The sequence below is a fragment of the Enterococcus sp. AZ156 genome, from assembly GCF_051714165.1.
In the GTDB taxonomy this organism is placed as follows: Bacteria; Bacillota; Bacilli; order Lactobacillales; family Enterococcaceae; genus Enterococcus_B; species Enterococcus_B pernyi.
Map to the genome: position 1 here is coordinate 325,519 of NZ_JBIORI010000001.1, position 22,693 is coordinate 348,211.

Genomic DNA, 22,693 nt, shown 5'->3' on the forward strand with positions numbered 1-22,693 from the left:
AAGCCAAAAATAGGAGAGACTATTTTCGACTTGTGCGGCTCATTTCTCGAAAGTAGGTACTTCTGCTACATTCTTGCTTGAAAAATTAGTACAGGCTTTCTTACTTTTCTGCCAACTTAATTGGCAGAAATCTCTACTTTTTATTTTGGAAGCGCAAACATATACTTGGTTCAGAAAGGAAAATCAATCATATGAAAACGAGAACGATTGAGTTACTTCAAAGATTTAGAGCATATCATTATCCAATCAAAGCGGAACAATTAGCTTTAGAGTATCAAGTCAGTCAACGAACGATTCGTCAAGATGTGCTGGATGTCAACAGTTGGTTGCGAGCCAATCAATTAGCAGAGATCCAAACGGTTCGTAAGCAAGGGTTTCTGTTGCGTTTAAGCGATGAGGAAGAAAAAAGACTGACAGAAGCATTGGTGACTTATCAAGAGGAGTTGTTGAATCGTGACGAGAGGACCTTTGATTTAGTGTTATCAATTGCTTATGAGCAACAGCCAGTTTATTTGAATCGTAAGGAAGAAGCATTCATGATCTCGAAAAGTACGATGGACGAAGATATGCGTCGTTTGCGAGCGGATTTGATCAAATACGGTATCGAAATCGTGAGTTTTGGCAGACAGGGATTGGTCTATAAAGGAGCGGAGCGCTCCATCCGCACGATGATTTATGACTTGATTAATAAAAATCTAGGGAGAATTGATTTTTCAGCAAGAAACGGTACGAAAATCACTGCGGCTCAAAGAATTTTCCAACAGTATTTTTCACCTTCGGAGATTGTAAAGCTCGAAGCCATCTATACAGATACTATGATCAGACAAGAAGATGATATCTACAAAAATCAACTGTTGCTGTTTACAATGATCTGGGTCCAGCGAGTCAGAAAGCATGAACTTATTTCAGCAATCAATTGGAAAAATAATAACGAAAAAAAAGACTGTTTCACTGATTTTATTGAAAAAGTCATCGTTGAGTTTCGCTTGACAGACGTTCCACCGGTTGAAAGAAACTACCTTCGTTTTACGATTGAGACATTCAGTTCAAAAGATATCAGTAATTCGTTGGAATGGGTCCAAGCCCAACTGTTGACGATCCAACTGATCCAGTTCGTCGAGGAACAGACCCGTATCCCATTTCACTTAAAAGAAGAAATCCTGTGTGAAAATCTTTATAAACATATGACGGCTTTGATCATTCGCATCAAACATCGAATCCAAGTCACGAATCCTTTGAAAGAAAATATTCGGGCCAATTACCGCCCCATCTATGAAGCAGTTGAATTATTTGTCCCAACGATCGAGGAAGTCATTGGTGGAGAGATAATCGAAGATGAACTTGCTTTTCTAGTGATCCATTTTTCGACGATTGCTAGCACGATCAAACAGAATGTCATGTACATGTATAAATCAGTGGTGGTTTGTCACCATGGACTGGCAACAGGCAATCTATTAGCAGAAAATTTAAAAGAGAAGTTCCCACAAATTGAAGTTGTCGTGGTATTGAGTTCTAAAGAAGCGGAGTTGGTGGATAAGTTAGATGTCGACTTGATTTTCAGTACGTTCCAATTATCAGATCAGAACAAACCACTGCTTGTGTTGGAGCCTATTTTAACCGATGCGAATCGTCCGATCATTGCAGATTTTTTAAATGCTCACCAAAAGGTCCAACGACTGATTCCGACAGAGAGTGGGCAAACAGAATTGTTTACCGACGTCTTGCGGATCGTGGAAGAAAGTGGAGGCAAGATTGATCGGCCAATCTACACCAAATTAGAAACATTATTTGAGCAAAATCATTTAGAAATCAATAAAAGGGAGATCCAACCAATGCTAAAAGACATTTTGACAGATAATCATATATTGATCCAAGAACACGTAGACAATTGGCAAGAAGCGATTGAACGAGTGGCTAAACCATTGTTGAAAGAAAATATCGTTGAATCAAGTTATGTTGATGCGATGGTCCGTGCAGTAGAAGAGTATGGCGCTTATATCGTTATTGGCAAGAATCTGGCATTAGCCCATGCCAGACCAGAAGATGGCGTCAATAAGTTAGGCGTGAGTGTCGCGACAATTCGTCAGCCAGTTGATTTTGGCAATGAAGAGATGGACCCAGTAAAAATCATTTTCTGCTTAGCAGCAGTAGATTCATATTCCCATTTAACCATCATGAAGGAGTTGATCGAGTTGATCAATGACGAAACGAAATTGACTCGTTTGATCGAAAGTCCAAATGTAGATTTATTTAAAAAACGACTATTTAAGTAGCTAAAAGGAGAGAGTGGAATGAACAAATTGAATATTTTATTTGTATGTGGCGCAGGACTAGGAAGTAGTTTTGCCGCTCAAATGTCAGCCGAGGATGTATTGAATAAATTAGGCGTAACAGCTAAGCTGGATCACTGCGATATCTCTTCGGCCGTTTCGATGAAGCCAGATGTGATCATTACCGCAGAGAATTTTCGTTCACAATTTGAAAAATTTACCATTGATCCGACAACAGCCATGATTTACTTGAAAAATATCGTCTCAAAAGTTGAGATCGAAGAGAAGTTAACACCAGTTTTACAAAGTAAGGGAGCTATCTAATCAAGAAAAAATAGGGGGAGAAAACATGGGCGTTATCAATTTTATTATCGAAAATATTTTGACTCAAGCATCGATCACGATTGCCTTGATTGCGATGCTAGGGCTGATCCTGCAAAAGAAATCAACGGGTCAAATTATTTCGGGTACATTGAAAACATTGCTAGGCTTTCAAGTTTTAAGTGCGGGTTCGAGTATCATCGTCGGTAGTTTGACGTATTTTGGGCAAATTTTTACCGAAGGGTTCCAAATGGAAGGGATCATCCCGTCAATTGAAGCAATCAATGGTCAAGCAATGAATGAACTTGGTCTAGGTAGAGATATCGCGTTAACCTTTTTAGCTATTTTTATCTTTAATATCTTACTTGCCCGTTTTACGAAGTGGAAATATATCTTCTTGACTGGTCAAGCAATCTTATGGATGGCGACGATGACCACTGTATTTGGGTACTTCGCTGGGTTACGTGGGTTTGTCTTGATTTTAGTTGGTGGTTTCATTGGGGCAGTGTTTGCTATTGCGATGCCAGCGATGGCGCAACCAATCATCCGTAAGGTCACCGGTTCAAACGATATTGCTTTAGGGCATTTTTGTACGATCGGCTATTTATTTGAGGCTGGGGTAGCAAAAATCTTTGGTGAAAGAGGCGAGAACAAGAAATCGATTGAAGACATTAAATTGCCTGCTCACTTTGAATTTTTACAAGATACGTATTTATCAGTCATGGTGGTGATGGTGCCACTTTATATCGTGACTGTGTTGTTTGCAGGAGAGACGTTTGCGGCTGAGCTATCAGGAGGTCAAAACTATATCATGTTTGCCTTTTTACAAGCCATCCAGTTTGTTGTTGGTGTATACGTATTACTTTCAGGGGTACGTTTATTACTAGGCGAAATCGTTCCAGCGTTTCGTGGGATTGCGATGAAACTAGTTCCTGATGCGATTCCAGCGTTAGATTGTCCGGTGTTCTTCCCTTATAGTCCGAATGCAGTGATTTTAGGGTTTATCACAACAACGATCGGTACGGTCATTGCGATGTTTACGTTGCCGATGTTTGGATTAGCGATGATTCTGCCAGGGATGTTGACGAATTTCTTTGCTGGGGGGACAGCGGGTATTTTTGGTAATGCAGTTGGGGGACGACGAGGAGCAATCATTGGTGGAATCGCTCATGGCTTCTTTATTACCTTGTTGCCAGCATTATTAGTAACGATTTTCAATTCAATGGGATTTGTTAGTGCGACAGCGACAGATGTCGATACAGTAGTGGTAGCGCTACTGTACGCTTGGATCTTAAGTCCGATTTTAAAAGCATTCTAATGTGAAAGTAGGGAGCATAATGTTTGGTTTTTTGAAAAAGAAAAAAGAGCAACCTGAAGCAATACAGACGCTTTCCATCGAAGAAAAAGAAGAACTTCAAACAACGATCGAACGACTAAAGAAAGATATCGACCAGACAGAAGAAACAGACCAACGAGCGGTTCTTTTTGAACAAGTAGGACTAAAGCTCGCTGAGTTAGGGGATAACGATCAGGCAATCGAACACCTTGAGAAAAGTTTATCACTGAAGAAAAGTATCAATGATGGGTACAAGAAGTTGATGTCTTTATATAATGCAAAAAGAGCAGAAGCTGCACGAGCTGGGGACGATCAAGGAATTGATCATTATATGGGGAAAATGGACGAGATGCGACAAATTGCTAAACAACTTACGATTACAGGGAATAAATAAGAATAAAGGTGGCTATAAAAAAAATGTATACGACATTAAAAGAGGTAACAAAAACAGCAGAAGCTTTGAATTTTACCGTGGGCGCATTCAACACGCATAACTTAGAGATGTTGCCAGAAATGTTACGAGCAGCCAAAGAAATGGGTGCGCCGATCATTATCCAAACAAGTGTGGATACGGCGAAATATATTGGGATGAATGTCTTAGTCAATGTAGTGAAAACGATCGCTGAAGAAGAAATGGTGGACGCTGTTCTTCATCTGGATCATGCGCGTGATTTCTCTGATATCAAGCAAGCAATCGATAGCGGTTATACTTCAGTAATGTATGATGGTTCCCATTTACCTTTTAAAGAAAATATCTTGAAAACAAAAGCAGTCGTTGAATACGCCCACGCTCGTGGTGTCTCAGTGGAAGGGGAGCTAGGGACGATTGGTGGGACGGAAGAAGGAATCCATGTGGCAGAAGATGATAAAGTGTATACGAAACCCGAAGATGCGGTAGAATTCGTAGCAGCAACTGGAGTAGACGCATTAGCAATTGCTATTGGAACAAATCATGGACAATTCAAATCAAAAACAGAAGTCAATCTACCACTCCTGAAAGAAATCGACGCAGTAGTCGATGTTCCCTTGGTCATCCACGGCGGTACTGGAGTGAAAGAGGAAGATTATCCAGAGTTGATCAACCATGGAATCCGTAAATTCAATGTTGGGACAGAGCTACTTGTTAACTGGACGAAAACAGCAAAAGAAAGCTTTGGGGAAACAGAAGTCAGCCGATCATTACGCCACAACGTGATTCCAGCCAACGAAGCAGTAAAGGCAATCATCAAACATAAAATCGGCCTGTTTTTGAATACAGGAAGTGAGATCTATGCAGGAAAGAGCTAAAATGAAAAAATATTTGTTTCTTTTGGCAGGAAGTCCTGGGACAGGAAAAACTTATTTGATGGAACGACTGTTCGAACGTTTTCCAACGATGTATCGTCTTACCTTAGATGAAGTCAAAGAGTATTACGCTGAATCAATTGGGTTCGATAATTTAGCTGAACGAGCAGAGCAAGAAAAAAACAAGGTGTATCCATTCTTTTATCAGGCATTGGAACTGTACATGGAAGCAGGGAAGAAAGTGATTGTTTCAGAGTATCCTTTCAGTGACAAACAAAAAGGACCATTAGGAGCGTTATCAAAAAAATATGGATATGAAGTGATCACGATTCGCTTGCACGCAGACTTTGATGTACTATGGCAACGACGTTATAAAAGAGATCGTGATCCTGAACGTCATTTGAGTTATATCATGGACCATTATCATTATGGGGATACGTTGGACGATCGATCGTTAGGAACCAATCATATCACCAAAGAAGAATTTAGAGCTGTTATAAATGATCGAAAGTATGAACACTTTGAACTTGGAACGCTTTATACATTCGATGTGACTGATTTCACCAAAGTGGATTATACGCCACTGTTAAACGAGTTAGAGTGGCGAGTGGCGAATGACCAATAAAAAATAATATCTAGTTGATTGATTCAAGTTTTGAATGAATCGTAAAAAGTGAAAGCCTATCCTCCTATTTATCGAGAGATAGGCTTTTTCATTTTTATTACTAGATTTTTGTGCCATATGTCAAAGTGACTCTTTGGTGGATAACCAATCTGATAATTCCTTTAAGACTGTTTGGACTTGGGGCTCGTTTGTTTGTTTCAAAAAGTCATGTTCTAGATCATAAACAGGTTTGAATCGACTATTCGGGATCTGTTTGCTTATCCTTTTACTTGAAGCAAAAGGTACTTCTTGGTCTGAGGTGCTGGCGGTACTATAGCAAGGAGGAAAAACTGCAAGTTCTGTTTCACTAATGGCATAATCCGACCAATCCAGTGATTTCGGTAAGCGATAGTAATAGGCTAAGATTCCTTGTTGTCGTCCATAGTAATAAAGTAAGGCGCGACCCATCAGTGGATCGTCTGCCGTGGGTGTTTGTTGATCAATGTCTATAAGCATTTCTTCTGTTAATGTGTGTGTGGTGGGAGTGGTTTGTTTCTTCAGAAATTCAAAATCAGCATAGCCATAAAAATTGATTAGGAAATTGGGTGAAAGCCCTCGATCCACACACAAATATTTGGTTAGGTGGAACATCAAATAACTTCCGGCAGAACGCCCGCAAATACCAAAGGGGTGTTCATGAATGATTGTCTTTTTTAAGGCATCAAAGCTTTCATTTAGTTTTGCAATGATTTCTGTTACAGATGTATTTGGTGCCAACAGGTAATCAAGAGCTAGCAGAGTGTAGCCATGAGCTAAAAAGAGATCTTTTAGCCTATTGGGTATGTCACCTTTTGATCCGTAAATCAATCCGCCACCATGCAAATAAAGGATATATTTCGGTGTATCACTCTGAGCAGGATAAATGGTTACTGTAATGTCATCGAGTAGTTGTTTGGTTTCTTTCATTTGCCTGTCTCCTCATTTTGATAATATAGGCGCCAATCTCATGATTGATCATTTGTAACGGATTTGTTAAATCAATTGATAGATAATTGGAAATTTTGTGGAGACGATAACGAATCGTTTTAGCATGTAAAAACATTGCTTCTGCTGTTTGTTTGTAATTCCGATTGTGTTGTAAAAAACAATAAAAAGTTTCAAATAAGTCATAGTCTGTTTGAGCCAACTGCGCCAATTTTAGAGGGATTGCTTCTTGCAATGTTGCTATCTGATTTTCTCGAATAAAATGTTTGAATATGCCGATATCTTCGGATGTCACAACAGGGCCATTGTAAAATGAGGTATTGAAATTCAAAATATCCAAACATTCAAACAACAATTCCTTGATTTCCTGTCGTGGTTTTGCTTGGCTGATGGCAAATGTTACTTGTTGATTTTCTGCGAGTATTTCTACCATCAGACGTGAAATCTGATCTTTAGTGATAGGCCCTTCCGATTGAGCAAAGTTGAATAAAACAGCTGAATATTGATGTTGGTCAAAGAAAATCGCCTCTTTTTTCAGTGTCCGTAAAAGTGTAAGGATGCGATTTTTCATTAATTGCGTTTGCATCTCTTTAGTTGAAAAGACGATTGTCTGGTAAGTATCTTTTGACTGCATATGCGCTTCTTGTAGCAAGCTATCTAGTTCTTCAGGATTTCGTGGTGTATTTTGTAAAATCGCATCAGCTAAATTATTTAAACGAGTATAGCGTTCTTTTTTCAATAGGCTTTCTGTATTGAATTTTTCTTGCAAGGCGTCAATGGCATTTTCGATAATGACTAGGTCGGTTTCTTTGATTTGTTGGTTGTTCAGATAAACAAGCAATAAGCAATTGAGAGAATAGTTATTGAAAATCGCAATCTCTAATGCATAGCGTTTTTTCGAGTCTGTTTGAGCATAAAGTGTCAGTAAAGAATAATCGTTTTTCATGAAATCTGTTTGTGGCAGCGATTCACGTGAGAGTACGATGGCATCGGTTGGAATCATCCCTTCGCAAATTTCGATTTCTTTATCAAGCAATTTTAAGGAAAAAGGAAGTTCGATGATTTGATAAAACTCTTGCATGATCGTTTCTAAAGAAGAAAACTGTTTTTCTAGACGGTTGAATCTTTGGCGTGCTTCATAGTAGGTTCGTAAAGTATGGGCATGTGCATTGAGTAACGGCTCATAAATCGTTAATAGAATTTTTTCATAGCTGATCTCTTGACTGATTTTGATCAATGGGATTTCATATTTGAAGCATAACTCAATAAACCATTCGGGGATCACCTTGATAAAACGATCGGTTTTTAACACAAGACCGCTGATCCCGATTTGACACATCTTGATGAAAAAATCTTCCAGTTCTTTTTCTGACAAGTCGTTCAATGCATAAAACGAGGTCAGGATCAGCTGATTTTTTTTGCTCCAATTTTCGATATCAATGGCTTCTAAGACCATTGCAGTTTCGACTTCATTATCTAAACCAATCTCATTCGTTAGAATCTTCCCTTTTTTTAGTTCACCTAGCAATAATAACTCCCTTAATTTCATCATATTCTCCTTTTTTCCTTTTATGGATAAAAAGTATAGCATTCTTTTAGAAATACGTCCGATGAAAACACTTTCTTAATCTTCTACAATGACAGTGTAAGAATGAATAAGGAGGGGCATTATGTTAGAAACGGTTGTTTTACCAAATAATTATCAAGATTCCATCAACTTGATGCTATTGACTAATCAAATCAATTCGCTTGAGGAAGTCAACATGAGCCAGATCATGATGGGAACGGATGCTAATAAAGATATTTTGAATAACACGTCACTTTTAACAGAAAAGGCACAAACTGCGTCTGCGAACGATTTAATGATCGTGGTAGAGAGTGAGGATGAATCAATCATGGAAAAGGTACTGCCAATGATTGATGATTTTTTAGCGGATCTATCAGCAAAAGAGACAGCACAACCGAATAAATCAGTGACCACGTGGAAAGAAGCATTGAAACAATTACCAGATGCAAATGTCGCCTTGTTTAGTATTCCGGGGGAATACGGCGCAGCAGAAATGGCACGTGCGTTGAAGAATAATCTGCATGTTTTTTCATTTACGGATAATATTGCGATCGAAGATGAAGTCCGTCTGAAAAAACTAGCGCATGAAAAAGGATTACTGATGATGGGGCCAGATTGTGGGACAGGTATTTTATCGAGTATCCCAATTGCTTTTACGAATGTTGTCGCACCTGGAAATATTGGCGTAGTTGGTGCATCTGGTACGGGTATCCAAGAAGTGACGACAATCATTGATCGTCTAGGTGGAGGTGTGGTTCATGCCATTGGTACCGGTGGTCGTGACTTGAGCGACAAGGTGGGAGCAATAACGGTCAAAGATGCAATCGTGGCACTTGAAAACCATGAACCAACAGATGTGATCTGTGTGATTTCTAAGCCACCTGCAAAAGAGGTACGTGACGAGGTAGTGCAATTATTGCAGAGTATTTCAAAACCAGTCGTCGCTATATTTTTAGGAGAAAAACCAACGAATCACGAAGGAAAAGTCTATCTGGCACACACGTTAGAGGAAACTGCCCGTATCGCTGTGGATTTAGCAAACGAAGCAACAGTGAAAAAAAATTACTTTGAAGCACTAGAACAGCCGGGTGTCTTGACGCTTGCTAAAGAAAAAGTCGTCAAAGGGCTATATTCTGGAGGAACGCTCGCAGCTGAAGCAGGCATGCTGATTTCAGAAGCATTAGATTTAGGTGGTCTGGTCAAAGAAGATGGGTATATCTTGAAATCTCAAGGGTATGAAGTGATTGATTTAGGAGATGATCGTTATACACAAGGTAAACCACATCCAATGATCGATCCGGAAGTCCGGATCCATAAAATAGAAGAGTACGCCAAGGAAGAAGAAACTGGCGTCATCTTATTTGATATTGTTTTAGGATATGGTGCCCATGAAGACATGGTGGGTGCATTGTTACCAACGATCCAATCTGTGCAGTCAGAAGCGGAAAAAGCAGGACGTGAACTTTATTTCGTGGCGACAGTGTGTGGGACGAAGAATGATCCACAAGACTACCAAAAATCAGTGGAACGTTTGAAAGAAGCAGGTGTTTTTGTCGCAGAGAGTAATGCTAAAGCGGTTCAACTGGCGTTGTTGTTAAAAGGCATCAGATTGTATGAAGCAGATAAAGAAGTCTTAGCATATGATGGAAAAACAGTTTCTGTACCACAACCGAGTGAGCAAGTCATGGAGTTGTTGACGACGAAACCGCGTGTAGTGAATGTCGGTTTGAAAAGCTTCAACGAATCGATTGTCACCTATGGTGGACAAACAGTCCAGTTGGATTGGCGGCCTCGCGCGAGCGGTAACAAGAAAATGATCAAAATTTTAGATGCGTTGGAAGAGCATCAGGAGCAAATTGATGAAGAAAATCAGAAAGTGACAGAAAAAATCAAGAACGCACAGCCGTTTCTGGTCGATGTGGTCCCTGCAAAAACGGTGATTCCTGAATTAAATGATCCAAAGCAAAAAACACTATTGCATGCAGGCCCGCCAATCACTTGGGAGGCGATGACCGGACCGATGCGAGGCGCGTGTCTAGGTGCAGCGTTATTCGAACGTTGGGCAGAAAACGAAGAAGAAGCATTAGCACTTTTTGAAGCAAATAAAGTGCGATTCATTCCTTGTCATCATGTACAAGCAGTAGGACCGATGGGAGGGATCACTTCTGGTGATATGCCGGTCTTCATTGTTGAAAACCGGAAAGAAGGCAATCAAGCCTTCTGTATCTTGAATGAAGGTATCGGTAAGGTATTACGTTTTGGTGCGTATTCCCAAGAAGTCGTTGATCGCTTAGATTGGATCAAAGAAGTACTAGGACCAACAATCCATCAAGCATTGGCATTCACCGAGGAAGGATTGAATCTAAATGTTTTGATCGCCCGGTCGATTACGATGGGGGATGAATTCCATCAAAGAAATATTGCTGCTTCTTTGAATTTCCTGAAAGAAATCGCTCCATTGATCATTCAAACGGAGATTCCTGAAGAACAAAAATATGATGTAATCAAGTTCTTAGCAGATACGGATCAATTTTTCTTGAATATCATGATGGCTACGGGAAAAGCAATCGTCGATGGTGCGCGCCAAGGGACTAAAGGAACAATCGTGACAACGATGACACGTAATGGTGTCGATTTTGGTGTCCGAATCGCAGAAACAGGCGATACATGGCATCTAGCGCCTGTAAATACACCAAAGGGCTTGTACTTTACAGGATTCAATGAAGAAGATGGTAATCCCGATATTGGCGATAGTGCTATCACTGAAACTGTCGGTGTAGGTGGAATGGCCATGGTCGCAGCACCAGGTGTGACCCGTTTTGTTGGTGCAGGTGGTTTTGAAGATGCGTTAGCAACCTCAAATGAAATGGCGAAAATCTGCGAAGGGCATAACCCAACGTTTTCGATACCAACTTGGGATTTTCAAGGAACTTGCTTAGGAATCGATATTCGCAAAGTGGTGGAAACAGCAATCACTCCTGTTATAAATACTGGGATCGCGCACAAAAATGCTGGAGTGGGGCAAATTGGCGCAGGTACAGTTCGGGCACCACTCGCTTGCTTTGAACAAGCCTTAGAGGCCTATGCTAAGGAGCTAGGGATCAACGTTGAGTAATCAAGAAATTCAAATGAGCGAGTATCTATCTCCACTTTTGCAATTTGGAAAAATAGGTGTGATCCACAGCGTATTTGAGCATTCCTTTAATGTTGAAATCAAGCAACAATTGATCAATATCGCCTGTTTTCATGACTATCTATCTAGTTTTGGTATCAATCTTCCTGAAGATCGATTTAACACACTTGCTTCGGCTCTTCAAACAGGAAATCGTGTAAAAATAAGTGATGATGTATTGACGATTTACAGTATTTCAAGTGTCAGACAAGTGACATTAAAACCGTGTCGGCTGGTTCCTCTCAACGTCTTCACGTTAGGGCTATCGAAAAAACAACTACTTTTATTGAAACCATTTTTGGCTGAAAAAAACTGGCAGACAAAAATCGGGTTACCGGTAGATAAACGTGCATCCACGCTGTTTGCTCGAATGGCACAACCAAACAGAGAGTGGACGACAACTGAATGGCAAGAAGTCGTTGGTTATCTTTTAGGCAGAGGCAAAGGGTTGACGCCTAGTGGTGATGACCTATTGATGGGTTATCAGCTTGTTTTAGGGACTGTTTCAGATCCCAGAGGAATCGCGCTAGCGGTTGCTCTGGGAGAAGCCCAAACGGCAACGACTGCAATCAGCCAAGCATATCTAACTTGTGCGACAAAGGGGTACGCCAATTCACTAGTGTATCAATTATTTTCAGACTTAGCACAAAACCAAGAGGAGAAAATAGAAGAACAGTTAGAGAAAATCATGAGAATTGGTCATTCTTCGGGAAAGGATCTAGCTTTTGGTATTTGGTTGGCGCTACAAGCAATCGAAGGAGAAGAAAGTGAGGGTGAAACATGGAAGCGAGTAAACAAAAACAAGCAGTAAGAGTCAGTGATACTTACTGGATCAAAGTAGTAGCAATCTTTTTTATTGGTTGGATCTTGATGTATGCCACACGAACGATTTTTAACCCGATCATGGGAGTGGTCGGGGAAGAATTCGGTTTAAGCAATACGCAATTAGGCTTAGCAAATAGTATCTTTTTTCTGACATATGCCATCGCTCAGATTCCTTTTGGGATCGTCGGAGACAAAATTGGACGAAAGTTAGTCATCACAGTGGGATTTTTACTTTTGGCAGTAGCGACATACTTCACCGGATTAGCCACGACGTTTATTTTATTCTTAGTGATTCGTGCCATCGCTGGGATCGGGCAAGGTGCTTACTACGGTCCACAGTTTGCCTTGTCGACAGAAGCGATTCCAAAGAGTAAACGGACGATTGGAAATGCCATCATTAATAGTGGTATGGCTTTTGGAACATCAGGCGGTTATCTTCTATCAAGTAAATTGGTCTTAGAAAACGGGGATGATTGGAGCAAGCCATTTTATCTGATGGCGATTCCTACATTGATTGTCGGCATTTTGTTTTATGTATTGTTGAAAGAAAAAGTGATCCGTCCGGGTGAAGAAGCAGAAGTGGAAGAAGGTCCAAAAGAAAAAATTTCTTTGAAGCAGATTTTTACAAATCGTAACTTAGTAGCAGCCTTTATTTTATGTTTTACCAGCATTTATGCTAATTTTGTGATTCTTACTTGGTTGCCGCAGTTTTTGATTGCAGAACGTGGATTTACTGGAGCGAGTGTTGGCTTTATTTCTTCTTTAGTCCCTTGGGCATCGATACCAGGCGCCTTACTCTTTGCACGGATCAATGATAAGACAGGAGCGACGAAGAAACTAGTCTTTGTTTTGGTTCCATTAGCAATCGTTTCGGTTTTTGCTATCGCTTTTGTTACCAATCGTACCTTATTGATCACAGTGCTGATTCTTTATGGATTGACTGGGAAATTAGCACTTGACCCGATCATGGTGACGTTTGTCACGAAACATGCACCAAGAGCAGCCTTAGGAACGACGTTAAGTGCGTATAATTTTATCGGGATGTCAGGATCGATTTTAGCTCCTTACGTTACTGGTTATTTAGCAGATACTTCAGGTTCGATGCAAGTTGGTTTTTACCTCTCTTGTGTCTTGTTGATCATCGGGTTGATTCTCTTTGCCCTATTGGCAAAAGAGGATCGTACACAAACGCTGAAGTAATAGAAAGAGGTGTAGGAAAGACATGGGATTAAATGTGATTGCTTTAGGTGGGAATGCTATTTTAGAAACTGATCCAACCGATAAAGGACAAAAAGCCGTAGTCGAACAGGCGGCTGAAGCTATCGCAGCTTTTGTTGAACAAGGAGAACAAGTCATTCTTTGTCATGGCAATGGTCCGCAGGTTGGCAATTTGTTATTGCAGCAACAAGCAGGAATAAGCGCAAAAAATCCTCCAATGAGCTTGGATACATGTGTCGCAATGACACAAGGAAGTATTGGCTATTGGTTACAACAAGCGTTAACCAATGCGTTTACGCAACATGGGATCACCCAACCGGTCGTCTCCATCGTGACACAAGTGTTAGTTGATCCGAATGATCCATCGTTTCAGAAGCCAACGAAACCGATTGGACCATTTTATACAGAAGAGGAGGCAAAAAAATCGGTACAAAAAAATGAAGGAACATACGTGGAAGATGCAGGACGTGGTTACCGTAAAGTCGTTGCATCTCCTCAACCAAAAGAAATTGTGGAAAAAGAAGCACTTCAAGCGTTAGTAGCAGCTAATGTTGTCACGATTTGTGCAGGTGGAGGTGGTATCCCAGTAATTGAATCATCTGGGCTTTATCAAGGCGTGGAAGCGGTCAATGATAAAGATTTCTCAGCAGCCGTATTGGCAGACGCTGTGGGTGCCGATCGTTTGATCATTTTAACTGGTGTCGAGCATATCTATATCAACTATGGAAAACCAGAAGAACAAGCCTTAGAGACGATGACTCCCGAAGAAGCAAAAGAATACGTAGCTGGTGGTCATTTTGCAGCTGGAAGTATGTTGCCAAAAGTAGAGGCAGCGGTCCGTTTTGTTGCAAGTGATCCAAAACGTCAAGCAGTCATTACTTCCATTGAAAAATTGAACCATTTGACTGAAGGTGCGGGAACAGTGATCCAACAAACGAGGTAACGAGTGATGAAAAAAAATGCCATGATCATTCAAATTAGCCTTGCATTGGCTTTAGGTATTTTGGTTGGGATGTTCTGGCCAATGAGTGCGTCTGTGTTAAAACCGATTGGCGAAGTATTTTTACGACTGATGCAGATGGCGATCCCATTATTGATTCTTGGTCAGATCATTCAAGCTTTAGGTAGTATTGATTTGAAGGAATTAGCAAGTATTGGGACACGCACCTTGCTCATCTTTGGGATTTCCTCCTTATTGGCAGCTTTATGGGGTGTGTTATTGGCTGTTTTGTTTACGCCTGGATCTGGCATGGAACATATAGAGCGATTAAGTCCTACGATCGAGGCGCAAGAGCTGTCGATTCAAGAAACGTTTCTCCAGTTTGTGCCTAAAAATATTTTTGAATCCCTTACGCAAGGTTCGATTATCCAAATCATTGTTTTCGCGATTTTTTTTGGCCTAGCCTTGAATCAATATGGACAAAAACAGCCCCAATCGAAGTTGTTTCAACTAATCATTGATTTTAACGAAGTGATTATCCAAGTCATCAAATATGTGATGCATTTTGCCCCTATTGGGATATTTGCCTTGGTGAGTAGCAGTATCAGCCAATTAGGCGCACAAGTCATTCTGCCAATGGTAAAATATCTACTGGTGTATAGCTTAGCTACAGTATTGTTCTTACTGGGATGGTTAGTTGTTGTCAGTATATACGGCCGATTACATCCGTTAAAATTGATCATGAATATGAAGAATATGTCGATCATGGCACTTGCAACGACTTCTTCAGCCATCACTTTACCAATCGAATTAGAAGAAACACAACATAAATTAGGGTTGAGTAAGCGAATCAGTCACTTAGTCTTACCATTAGGAATGTCATTGAACAGTAATGGTTCAGCAATGCACATGGCACTGACGGTGATCACGATCGCCCAGATGTACCAAGTAGAGTTTCGATGGACGACCATGGTCTATCTTGCGATTTTAGCCACTTTTATTTCTTTAGCCAATGCGGTAGTTCCTGGTGCGGGGCTCGTTTCTTTAGCCATCATCGTGCCGCAAATGGGGTTACCTATTGAAAGTATTGCCATTTTTGGCGGTGTTGAATGGTTGGTAGGGATGTTGCGTACGATTTTGAATGTCAATTCTGATGTGTATTCAGCAATCCTCGTGGCGAAATCAGTCGATGAAATCGATTATGAGATTTTTAGCCGTGGCTAAATGAATAAAAAGAAAGGGGTTGCAATTTTAAAAAATACTTGTTATAGTAAATGTAAATAAAACAGGCATGTGACTGGTAAAGCAGGCAGGACCTAAAGAAAGACACACAAAGAATCCTTTGTTGTTATTTCTTATGGTCTTGCCTGCTTTTTTCTTTTTTGTCTGCGCAGCGAAAAAGAAAAACGAAAGAAGGAGTGGAAAAAATGGATCATCAAACTTTAGCAAAGCATATTTTACAATTCGTTGGCGGAAAAGAAAATATCATTCATTTGGAACATTGTTCAACTAGACTTCGTTTTACGTTGAAAGATGTCAAACAAACAAATCGTGAAGAGTTAGAACGCTTAGATGGGGTCATTGGTGTTCGGAGCAATGCTCAATTCCAAGTAATCATTGGGAATGAAGTAGTGGAAGTTTATGACGAATTAGCCAAACTGATCGGAGAAATTTCGGCAGATCAGAACATAAACAAAGAAAAGAAACCTATTGGAACAATTTTACTTGATTTTATCATTTCAGTCTTTCAACCGTTGGTCCCTGCGATTGCAGGTGGCGGTGTCTTAAAATCACTTTTACTGCTCTTATCTTTATTGGGTGTGATGGATGCAAACTCATCTACTTACCTGCTATTGAATTTGATCGGAGGAGCGCCTCTTTACTTCTTACCGATTTTAGTTGCGATGACGACGGCAAGAAAGCTAAAAGTCAATGAAATCGTAGCTGTTTCAGCAGTGAGTGCTTTGCTTTTACCAGAAATGGCAACCCTTCTAGCAGACGGAACCTCCTTTCTAGGGTTCTCAATTGAAAATATTGCGTATGCTTCTCAAGTCTTCCCAGCAATCTTAACGGTGTTGTTTTACAGTATCGTCGAAAAATATGTCACGAAAATTTCTCCGAAGCCGATTCGTATTTTCTTTGTTCCGATGGTTGCTTTATTAGTGACTGTCCCAGTTGCACTGCTGATTTTAGGACCGTTAGGCTATAACGTTGGTGGCGCATTCTCATATTTGATCGTCGAGTTATATCAACGATTAGGCTGGTTAGCGACAGGCTTACTTGCCGCAGTTCTACCATTGATGGTCGTTACTGGCATGCACAAAGCGATGATTCCTTATGCTGTTTCTTCAATGGGAGAGTTAGGAAAAGAGATGCTCTATTTACCGGCTTCTTTGGCACATAATATCGCTGAATCTGGTGCATGTTTTGCCGTAAGTTTAAAGACAAAAAATACAAAATTGCGACAAACAGCGATCTCTGCAGGAATCTCAGCTTTATTTGGTATCACTGAACCCGCATTATATGGGGTCACGATCTTACACAAACGGGTATTGAGTATCGTGATGGTTTCTAGTTTCATCGGCGGGATATTTGCCGGGATCATGGCTTTAGAAGCCTTCGCATTGGTTGGACCAGGGATTGCGAGTATCACGATGTTTGCTAGTGCAGATCAACCGATGAACCTTGTCTGGGCATTTGTCTGTACAGCTCTTTCTTTTGTCGTGTCGTTTGTAGGTGGCTTGGTATTTTTTAAAGATCAAGAAGAAGCAACTTCACAAGAAGAGAACGAGAGTCGTAGGGGAGGAACTTGGGGTATCGTGAGCCCAGTCAAAGGTCAAGTGATTCCTCTTGAAACAGTCCCAGATGATGTCTTTTCTAGTGGGATGGTTGGCGAAGGTGTCGGAGTCATTCCAGAAGAAGGTATTGTTTTTTCTCCTGAAGAAGCACAAGTGACCATGCTATTTGAGACAGGTCATGCCATCGGCTTACGAACGGTGAGCGGAGTAGAATTACTGATTCATGTAGGAATCGATACAGTCAAGTTACAAGGTGAAGGCTTCCAGGCTTTTGTTAAAGAAGGTCAGATGGTACAACCAGGCGAGTGTTTGCTTGCGTTTGATATTGAAAAAATCAAACAAGCAGGATTTGATCCAGTCGTTGTGGTGGTCGTGACCAATCAGAAGGAGTATCACATCGATCATCAAGTAGAAAATCAATCAGTGACACCCGAAACTGAGTTATTGATGATTTCTGCTTTAGTAAAATGAAGAAATGAAAGTGAGGAATAGAAAAATGGATATGACACAAACAGGTTTTCCCGAAGGATTTCTATGGGGAGGTGCAATTGCAGCAAACCAAGTAGAAGGAGCATGGGATATTGGTGGAAAAGGGCTATCTGTGGCAGATGTTGCAACTTATAAACCTAATGTAGACAACAAAGATTACGCAGCCCATGTAGGGGTGACAATCGAAAAAGTAGAAGAAGCAATAGCCGACCCTACAGACAAGTGGTTCCCTAAACGACGAGGGGTCGATTTCTATCATCGTTACAAAGAGGATTTAGCTTTATTTGCAGAAATGGGGTTTACTACATTACGTTTGTCGATTGCGTGGTCCCGACTCTTTCCAAACGGGGATGAAAAGACAGCTAATCCTGAAGGTGTCTCATTTTATAAAGAAGTTTTTAAAGAAATGAAGCGCTTAGGAATCGAACCGATTGTGACCTTGTCTCATTATGAGATGCCATTAGCATTAGCGATGAAAGGCAACGGTTGGATTCAACGAAGTGTGGTGGATGACTTTGTTCGATTTGTAGATACTTGTTTTGACGAATTTGGGGAGTACGTTCATTACTGGTTGACGTTCAATGAAGTGGATAGTATTTTTAGACATCCATTTACGACTGCCGGGATTTTGACTGATACGATCGAACCAGACAAAATCGAAGCGGTTATCTATCAAGCGTTACATCATCAATTTGTGGCAGGGGCTTTAGCAACGAAACATTGCCATGAAAAGATCCCTGGTAGCCAAGTTGGTTGTATGTTGACCAAATTGATGACCTATCCGTTGACGAGTCGACCAGAAGATGTGGAACGAACATTGAAAAAGAATATGAACAATCATTTTTATGCGGATGTTCAAGTCAAAGGTACGTATCCGCCACTCGTTTTGAAAGACTTAGCCAACCGTCATATCACGATCGACATGTTACCTGGTGATAAAGAATTATTGAAAGAACATACGGCAGACTTCCTATCGTTTAGTTATTATATGTCTATGTGTGAATCCGCAGATCCAAAGGCAGAGCGGACACCGGGGAATACCGTTTTGGGTGTTAAAAATCCTTATTTAGAAGCGACAGATTGGGGCTGGCAAATTGATCCTTTAGGCTTGAAAATTTCTTTACTAGAATTATATGACCGTTATCAAGTACCCTTGATGATCGTTGAAAATGGCATGGGGGCTTTTGATGAAGTGATTGACGATGAAATCCATGATCCCTATCGAATCGCCTATTTTACTGCACATTTCAAAGCAATGAAAGCAGCCATCGATGAAGGGGTTGATTTGATTGGGTATACAAGTTGGGGACCTATTGATTTAGTCAGTGCCGGAACCTCTCAAATGTCAAAACGTTACGGATTCATTTATGTAGATGCAGATGATGAAGGAAATGGAAGTTATGATCGCTTGCGTAAAGATTCATTTTACTGGTATAAAGAAGTTATTGGAACGAACGGTCGATCCATCGAGTGAAGGAACTGTTCGATGCGCTCAAGGAGTAACCATGAGCGAAGGAGGATATCATGAGGAAAATACTAAAGGTGCTTAACTCCAGTGTGGTATTGATCGACAGCAATCAGCAAAAAATGATTGCTTTAGGAAAAGGGATCGGTTTTGGCAAAAAGCCCGGTGAGATCATCTCGGATGATTCGATTGATGAGATCTATCTGCCCTATGATGAAGGCAAAGCCATGCAATTATTGGATTTGATCAAAGAGGTTCCTTTGACCTATTTTGAATTAACGAAAGCAATGGTCTCCAGTATGGAGAAACGACTAGGGAAACGGTTAAACTCTAGTATTTATTTAACATTACCTGATCATTTACATTTTTCAGTTGAACGTATGGCCAAAGGAATCATCATCACCAATCGGTTATATTGGGAGATCAAGAATTACTATCCGGAAGAATATCAAGCAGCGGAGCAAGCGCTAATGATCTTCAATGAAAAATCCGATGTCGAGTTACCCATTGAAGAAGCGGCAAATATCGCCTTTCATGTCATTAATTCATTGTCTCAAGAAAGTCAGGGAACCGATAGTATGAAGCAAGCGAAAATGATTGGTGGCATCGTCAACTTAGTAAAATATTCGATTCGAATCGACATTGCTCCAGACTCGATCCATTATAGTCGTTTTATTACTCATGTTCGTTTTTTCGTTGAACGGTTGTTTGCGAATAAAATGCTGGATGGACAAGATGATGGGCTATATCAGCAAATGTGTACCTTGTATCCATTGGCGATGGAAAATGCAGACAAAGTAAGGCAGTATATCCAGAAAATGATCCAACAGGAAATCACGAAAGAGGAAGTTACCTATCTAGGTGTGCATATCAATCGATTGATGCGGCACCCTGATTGAAAAAAATAGACAAGATTGCGTAATGAATAGCAGCAAGCCAGTGATCCTTTCTGGTAGCTGCTTTTTTTTTAAAACAAATAGGAGGAATAGGATTTTTTAGCGAAATATATGTTTATAAAGTACCAGATAACCTGTTTTTTGGATCGGATCGTGTGGTAGTTCACAATTGTATCTGATTAGTTATATAACGTAGTTGATTTGAAAATTAACAAAAATAATCGAGGTTATATTAAAAAAACGGGTTGTTTTTAGTGTATAATACTCCTTAGTGTCGTACGACAACCCATCTACTAGGGCTTAAAATGGATAGATAACGCTTACGTTTGTGAGTAATCAATCAGGCTATTTGAAATAAATCAAATGAAATGGGAAAATGAGTCAAGTAAAATAGTTTTTCAAGCGAATGATCAGTCATAACTAGTGGACATTGTGAATGATTGAATGATCGTGAGAGGAATTATTTGCTTATTCGTCGTATAACCAAATTAAAGGGGGAGAACAAAGAAATGAAGATAGCAATTGCTGGTGCAGGTGCAATGGGGAGTCGGTTTGGACTCATGTTGCAAAAAGGTGGAAATGACGTGACATTGATCGATGGTTGGAAAGACCATGTAGAAGCGATCAAAGAAAACGGATTGAAAGCTAACTTTAACGGTGAGGACATCGTTGTCGATATCCCAGTCGTTCTTCAATCAGAGATCAATGACGTAGAAAAAGTTGATTTGATCGTCTTATTCACGAAAGCAATGCAACTAGAAAAAATGTTGGAAGATATCCGTCCAATGATCAAAGATGAGACAAAAGTTCTTTGTTTATTGAATGGAATCGGCCATGAAGATATTATTGAAAAATTTGTACCAATGAAAAATATTTTTATTGGTAATACAATGTGGACGGCAGGCTTAGAAGGTCCTGGACGTGTGAAATTATTCGGTAGTGGTTCAGTAGAACTACAAAACTTAGGAGACGGTCAAGAAGAAGCTGCGAAAGAATTGGCAGAAACTTTAGCTGACTCTGGTTTGAATGCGAAGTATTCAAGTAATATCCATTACTCGATCTATCGTAAAGCTTGTGTCAATGGCACGATGAACGGCTTATGTACGATTTTAGACGTGAATATGGCAGGACTTGGTCGTACTTCTACAGCTCATGATATGGTTGTTGCTATCGTAAATGAATTTGGTCAAGTAGCAAAAGCCGAAAATATTGATTTAGATGTGGAAGAAGCAGTCGCCCACTGTGAAACTTGCTTTGATCCTGAAACGATCGGTATGCACTTCCCATCAATGCATCAAGATTTGATCAAAAACAACCGTTTGACAGAAATCGACTATATCAACGGTGCGATTTCACGTAAAGGAAAGAAATACGGGATCGCTACGCCTTACTGTGACTTTTTGACAGCGCTCGTGCATGCAAAAGAACAGATTTTAGAGGCGAAATAGGAGGAACAAATAAATGGATACGACGAATAAATTAACGCCAAGAATTTTTTTGAACAAAGTATTAGCTGGAACAGCAACAGGGATCATCGTAGGACTGATTCCAAATGCTGTTTTAGGAGCTATTTTAAAGTATTTCAGTGAATATCCTGTTGCTGTGACGATCGCACAACTAGCTGTGATCTTCCAATTAGCGACACCGTTGATCATTGGTGGTTTGATCGGGTTACAATTTGGGTTTAATCCGATGCAAATGATGGTAGTAGCTGGTGCTGCATTTGTCGGCTCTGGTGTTGTCCGCTTTATGCCAGACCTTGGTGAAGCAGGAGTATATGTAGGGGCAGGTACAGGAGATATCATCAATACGATGATCACTGCAGCGATTGCTGTTGGTCTGATCCTATTGATCGGTGACCGCTTTGGCTCAGTCGCAATCGTATTGACACCAATCGTAGTCGGTGTGGGCGCAGGTCTTATTGGGTTTTATTTATTCCCTTATGTGACAGCGATCACCTCTGCAATTGGTGAAGGTATCAATAACTTTACGACATTGCAACCTATTTTGATGTCTATTTTGATCGGTTGTTCATTTGCCTTTTTGATCATTTCACCGATTTCAACAGTTGCGATTGGTTTAGCGATCCAATTGGATGGAGTTTCTGCAGGAGCTGCTGCTATGGGTGTTGCAGCCACAACATTTGTGTTGATCGTCAATTCTTGGCGTGTCAATAAATCAGGTGTCACGATCGCGATTGCGTTAGGTGCGATGAAGATGATGATGCCGAACTTATTCCGTAAACCGATCATCTTGCTTCCATGTTTAGTAAGTGCGGTTATCACAGCGATACCTGTCGCACTTTTCTCTGTATCAGGAACACCAGCTTCTGCGGGCTTTGGGATCGTAGGTTTAGTTGGCCCTCTTGCTTCATTAGATGCTGGACTAAATATCGTGATGGTGTTGATTTGTTGGTTCGTCGTACCAGTCGCGGCTGCTTTATTTACGCAATTGGTATTTGAAAAAGTCTTGAAACTTTACGACCGGGAAGAAGTCTTCAAATTCTTAGGTTGATCAAAATTAT

Annotated in this window: 18 protein-coding genes; 16 read left to right on the top strand and 2 right to left on the bottom strand. The window is 40.5% G+C overall.

Annotated elements, in window-relative coordinates; translation table 11 throughout:
* Positions 1 to 191: 191 nt before the first annotated feature.
* The 6 genes from IGJ95_RS01690 to IGJ95_RS01715 are packed head-to-tail and all read left to right on the top strand — an operon-like array spanning position 192 to position 5,836.
* Entirely contained in the window at positions 192 to 2,273 is a 2,082-nt protein-coding gene (locus IGJ95_RS01690; RefSeq protein ID WP_062805823.1) for a BglG family transcription antiterminator, read from the top strand.
* Between the two features lie 18 nt (positions 2,274 to 2,291).
* Positions 2,292 to 2,594 (top strand): PTS sugar transporter subunit IIB, encoded by a 303-nt coding sequence (locus IGJ95_RS01695; RefSeq protein ID WP_010736508.1) that lies wholly within the window; start codon positions 2,292 to 2,294, stop codon positions 2,592 to 2,594.
* Positions 2,595 to 2,619: 25 nt separating this feature from the next.
* Complete coding sequence (locus IGJ95_RS01700) at positions 2,620 to 3,909, top strand: PTS sugar transporter subunit IIC (protein WP_023518995.1); 1,290 nt, start codon at positions 2,620 to 2,622, stop codon at positions 3,907 to 3,909.
* A gap of 19 nt (positions 3,910 to 3,928) precedes the next feature.
* Positions 3,929 to 4,321, top strand: coding sequence for a hypothetical protein (locus IGJ95_RS01705; protein WP_023518996.1), 393 nt, complete (start codon positions 3,929 to 3,931; stop codon positions 4,319 to 4,321).
* A gap of 23 nt (positions 4,322 to 4,344) precedes the next feature.
* Positions 4,345 to 5,214: a class II fructose-bisphosphate aldolase gene (locus IGJ95_RS01710; RefSeq protein WP_023518997.1), complete on the top strand. Its 870-nt coding sequence runs from the start codon at positions 4,345 to 4,347 to the stop codon at positions 5,212 to 5,214.
* Between the two features lies 1 nt (position 5,215).
* Positions 5,216 to 5,836 carry an AAA family ATPase gene (locus IGJ95_RS01715; RefSeq protein ID WP_041684352.1) on the top strand — a complete coding sequence of 207 codons (621 nt, stop codon included), beginning with the start codon at positions 5,216 to 5,218 and terminating at the stop codon, positions 5,834 to 5,836.
* 120 nt (positions 5,837 to 5,956) lie between these two features.
* Here the strand turns inward: IGJ95_RS01715 and IGJ95_RS01720 are convergent, their stop codons facing one another.
* Together IGJ95_RS01720 and IGJ95_RS01725 are read right to left on the bottom strand one after the other, a co-directional pair.
* Positions 5,957 to 6,781, bottom strand: a complete 825-nt coding sequence (locus IGJ95_RS01720) for an alpha/beta hydrolase (RefSeq protein WP_153829950.1) — start codon at positions 6,779 to 6,781, stop codon at positions 5,957 to 5,959.
* The gene (locus IGJ95_RS01725) at positions 6,753 to 8,348 is read right to left on the bottom strand and encodes a PucR family transcriptional regulator (RefSeq protein WP_438761356.1); all 1,596 of its coding nucleotides are present in this window, start codon (positions 8,346 to 8,348) and stop codon (positions 6,753 to 6,755) included. Before IGJ95_RS01725 ends, IGJ95_RS01720 begins: the two co-directional genes overlap by 29 nt.
* 121 nt (positions 8,349 to 8,469) lie before the next feature.
* Here IGJ95_RS01725 and fdrA point away from each other — a divergent pair, with 121 nt between their 5' ends.
* From fdrA to IGJ95_RS01775, 10 genes are all read left to right on the top strand, one after another.
* Entirely contained in the window at positions 8,470 to 11,481 is a 3,012-nt protein-coding gene (gene fdrA / locus IGJ95_RS01730) for a DUF1116 domain-containing protein (RefSeq protein WP_153829949.1), read from the top strand.
* Complete coding sequence (locus tag IGJ95_RS01735; protein WP_010736500.1) at positions 11,474 to 12,349, top strand: DUF2877 domain-containing protein; 876 nt, start codon at positions 11,474 to 11,476, stop codon at positions 12,347 to 12,349. Before fdrA ends, IGJ95_RS01735 begins: the two co-directional genes overlap by 8 nt.
* Positions 12,319 to 13,563: an MFS transporter gene (locus tag IGJ95_RS01740; protein WP_023519001.1), complete on the top strand. Its 1,245-nt coding sequence runs from the start codon at positions 12,319 to 12,321 to the stop codon at positions 13,561 to 13,563. The genes IGJ95_RS01735 and IGJ95_RS01740 overlap by 31 nt, the downstream gene beginning before the upstream one ends.
* A 22-nt stretch (positions 13,564 to 13,585) precedes the next feature.
* A complete protein-coding gene (gene arcC, locus IGJ95_RS01745) occupies positions 13,586 to 14,524 on the top strand; it encodes a carbamate kinase (protein WP_077151204.1) in 939 nt (312 codons plus the stop codon).
* A 6-nt stretch (positions 14,525 to 14,530) separates the two neighbouring features.
* A complete protein-coding gene (locus IGJ95_RS01750; RefSeq protein WP_010736497.1) occupies positions 14,531 to 15,745 on the top strand; it encodes a dicarboxylate/amino acid:cation symporter in 1,215 nt (404 codons plus the stop codon).
* Positions 15,746 to 15,948: 203 nt separating this feature from the next.
* Positions 15,949 to 17,790 (top strand): beta-glucoside-specific PTS transporter subunit IIABC, encoded by a 1,842-nt coding sequence (locus IGJ95_RS01755; protein WP_153829948.1) that lies wholly within the window; start codon positions 15,949 to 15,951, stop codon positions 17,788 to 17,790.
* 31 nt (positions 17,791 to 17,821) lie between these two features.
* Positions 17,822 to 19,282 (top strand): glycoside hydrolase family 1 protein, encoded by a 1,461-nt coding sequence (locus tag IGJ95_RS01760; RefSeq protein WP_034691653.1) that lies wholly within the window; start codon positions 17,822 to 17,824, stop codon positions 19,280 to 19,282.
* 50 nt (positions 19,283 to 19,332) lie between these two features.
* The gene (locus IGJ95_RS01765) at positions 19,333 to 20,172 is read left to right on the top strand and encodes a PRD domain-containing protein (RefSeq protein WP_010736494.1); all 840 of its coding nucleotides are present in this window, start codon (positions 19,333 to 19,335) and stop codon (positions 20,170 to 20,172) included.
* A 506-nt stretch (positions 20,173 to 20,678) separates the two neighbouring features.
* The gene (locus IGJ95_RS01770) at positions 20,679 to 21,617 is read left to right on the top strand and encodes a 2-dehydropantoate 2-reductase (RefSeq protein ID WP_010736493.1); all 939 of its coding nucleotides are present in this window, start codon (positions 20,679 to 20,681) and stop codon (positions 21,615 to 21,617) included.
* 13 nt (positions 21,618 to 21,630) lie between these two features.
* The gene (locus IGJ95_RS01775) at positions 21,631 to 22,683 is read left to right on the top strand and encodes a PTS transporter subunit IIC (RefSeq protein WP_010736492.1); all 1,053 of its coding nucleotides are present in this window, start codon (positions 21,631 to 21,633) and stop codon (positions 22,681 to 22,683) included.
* Positions 22,684 to 22,693 lie beyond the last annotated feature (10 nt).

What these genes read in the sequence shown, in the direction of transcription:
- arcC (WP_077151204.1), top strand. Translation starts at nt 13,586, where the DNA reads ATGGGATTAAATGTGATTGCTTTAGGTGGGAATGCTATTTTAGAAACT.
- IGJ95_RS01690 (WP_062805823.1), top strand. Translation starts at nt 192, where the DNA reads ATGAAAACGAGAACGATTGAGTTACTTCAAAGATTTAGAGCATATCAT.
- IGJ95_RS01755 (WP_153829948.1), top strand. Translation starts at nt 15,949, where the DNA reads ATGGATCATCAAACTTTAGCAAAGCATATTTTACAATTCGTTGGCGGA.
- IGJ95_RS01765 (WP_010736494.1), top strand. Translation starts at nt 19,333, where the DNA reads ATGAGGAAAATACTAAAGGTGCTTAACTCCAGTGTGGTATTGATCGAC.
- IGJ95_RS01700 (WP_023518995.1), top strand. Translation starts at nt 2,620, where the DNA reads ATGGGCGTTATCAATTTTATTATCGAAAATATTTTGACTCAAGCATCG.
- IGJ95_RS01740 (WP_023519001.1), top strand. Translation starts at nt 12,319, where the DNA reads ATGGAAGCGAGTAAACAAAAACAAGCAGTAAGAGTCAGTGATACTTAC.
- IGJ95_RS01695 (WP_010736508.1), top strand. Translation starts at nt 2,292, where the DNA reads ATGAACAAATTGAATATTTTATTTGTATGTGGCGCAGGACTAGGAAGT.
- IGJ95_RS01775 (WP_010736492.1), top strand. Translation starts at nt 21,631, where the DNA reads ATGGATACGACGAATAAATTAACGCCAAGAATTTTTTTGAACAAAGTA.
- IGJ95_RS01715 (WP_041684352.1), top strand. Translation starts at nt 5,216, where the DNA reads ATGAAAAAATATTTGTTTCTTTTGGCAGGAAGTCCTGGGACAGGAAAA.
- IGJ95_RS01750 (WP_010736497.1), top strand. Translation starts at nt 14,531, where the DNA reads ATGAAAAAAAATGCCATGATCATTCAAATTAGCCTTGCATTGGCTTTA.
- fdrA (WP_153829949.1), top strand. Translation starts at nt 8,470, where the DNA reads ATGTTAGAAACGGTTGTTTTACCAAATAATTATCAAGATTCCATCAAC.
- IGJ95_RS01760 (WP_034691653.1), top strand. Translation starts at nt 17,822, where the DNA reads ATGACACAAACAGGTTTTCCCGAAGGATTTCTATGGGGAGGTGCAATT.
- IGJ95_RS01770 (WP_010736493.1), top strand. Translation starts at nt 20,679, where the DNA reads ATGAAGATAGCAATTGCTGGTGCAGGTGCAATGGGGAGTCGGTTTGGA.
- IGJ95_RS01725 (WP_438761356.1), bottom strand. Translation starts at nt 8,348, where the DNA reads ATGAAATTAAGGGAGTTATTATTGCTAGGTGAACTAAAAAAAGGGAAG.
- IGJ95_RS01710 (WP_023518997.1), top strand. Translation starts at nt 4,345, where the DNA reads ATGTATACGACATTAAAAGAGGTAACAAAAACAGCAGAAGCTTTGAAT.
- IGJ95_RS01705 (WP_023518996.1), top strand. Translation starts at nt 3,929, where the DNA reads ATGTTTGGTTTTTTGAAAAAGAAAAAAGAGCAACCTGAAGCAATACAG.
- IGJ95_RS01720 (WP_153829950.1), bottom strand. Translation starts at nt 6,781, where the DNA reads ATGAAAGAAACCAAACAACTACTCGATGACATTACAGTAACCATTTAT.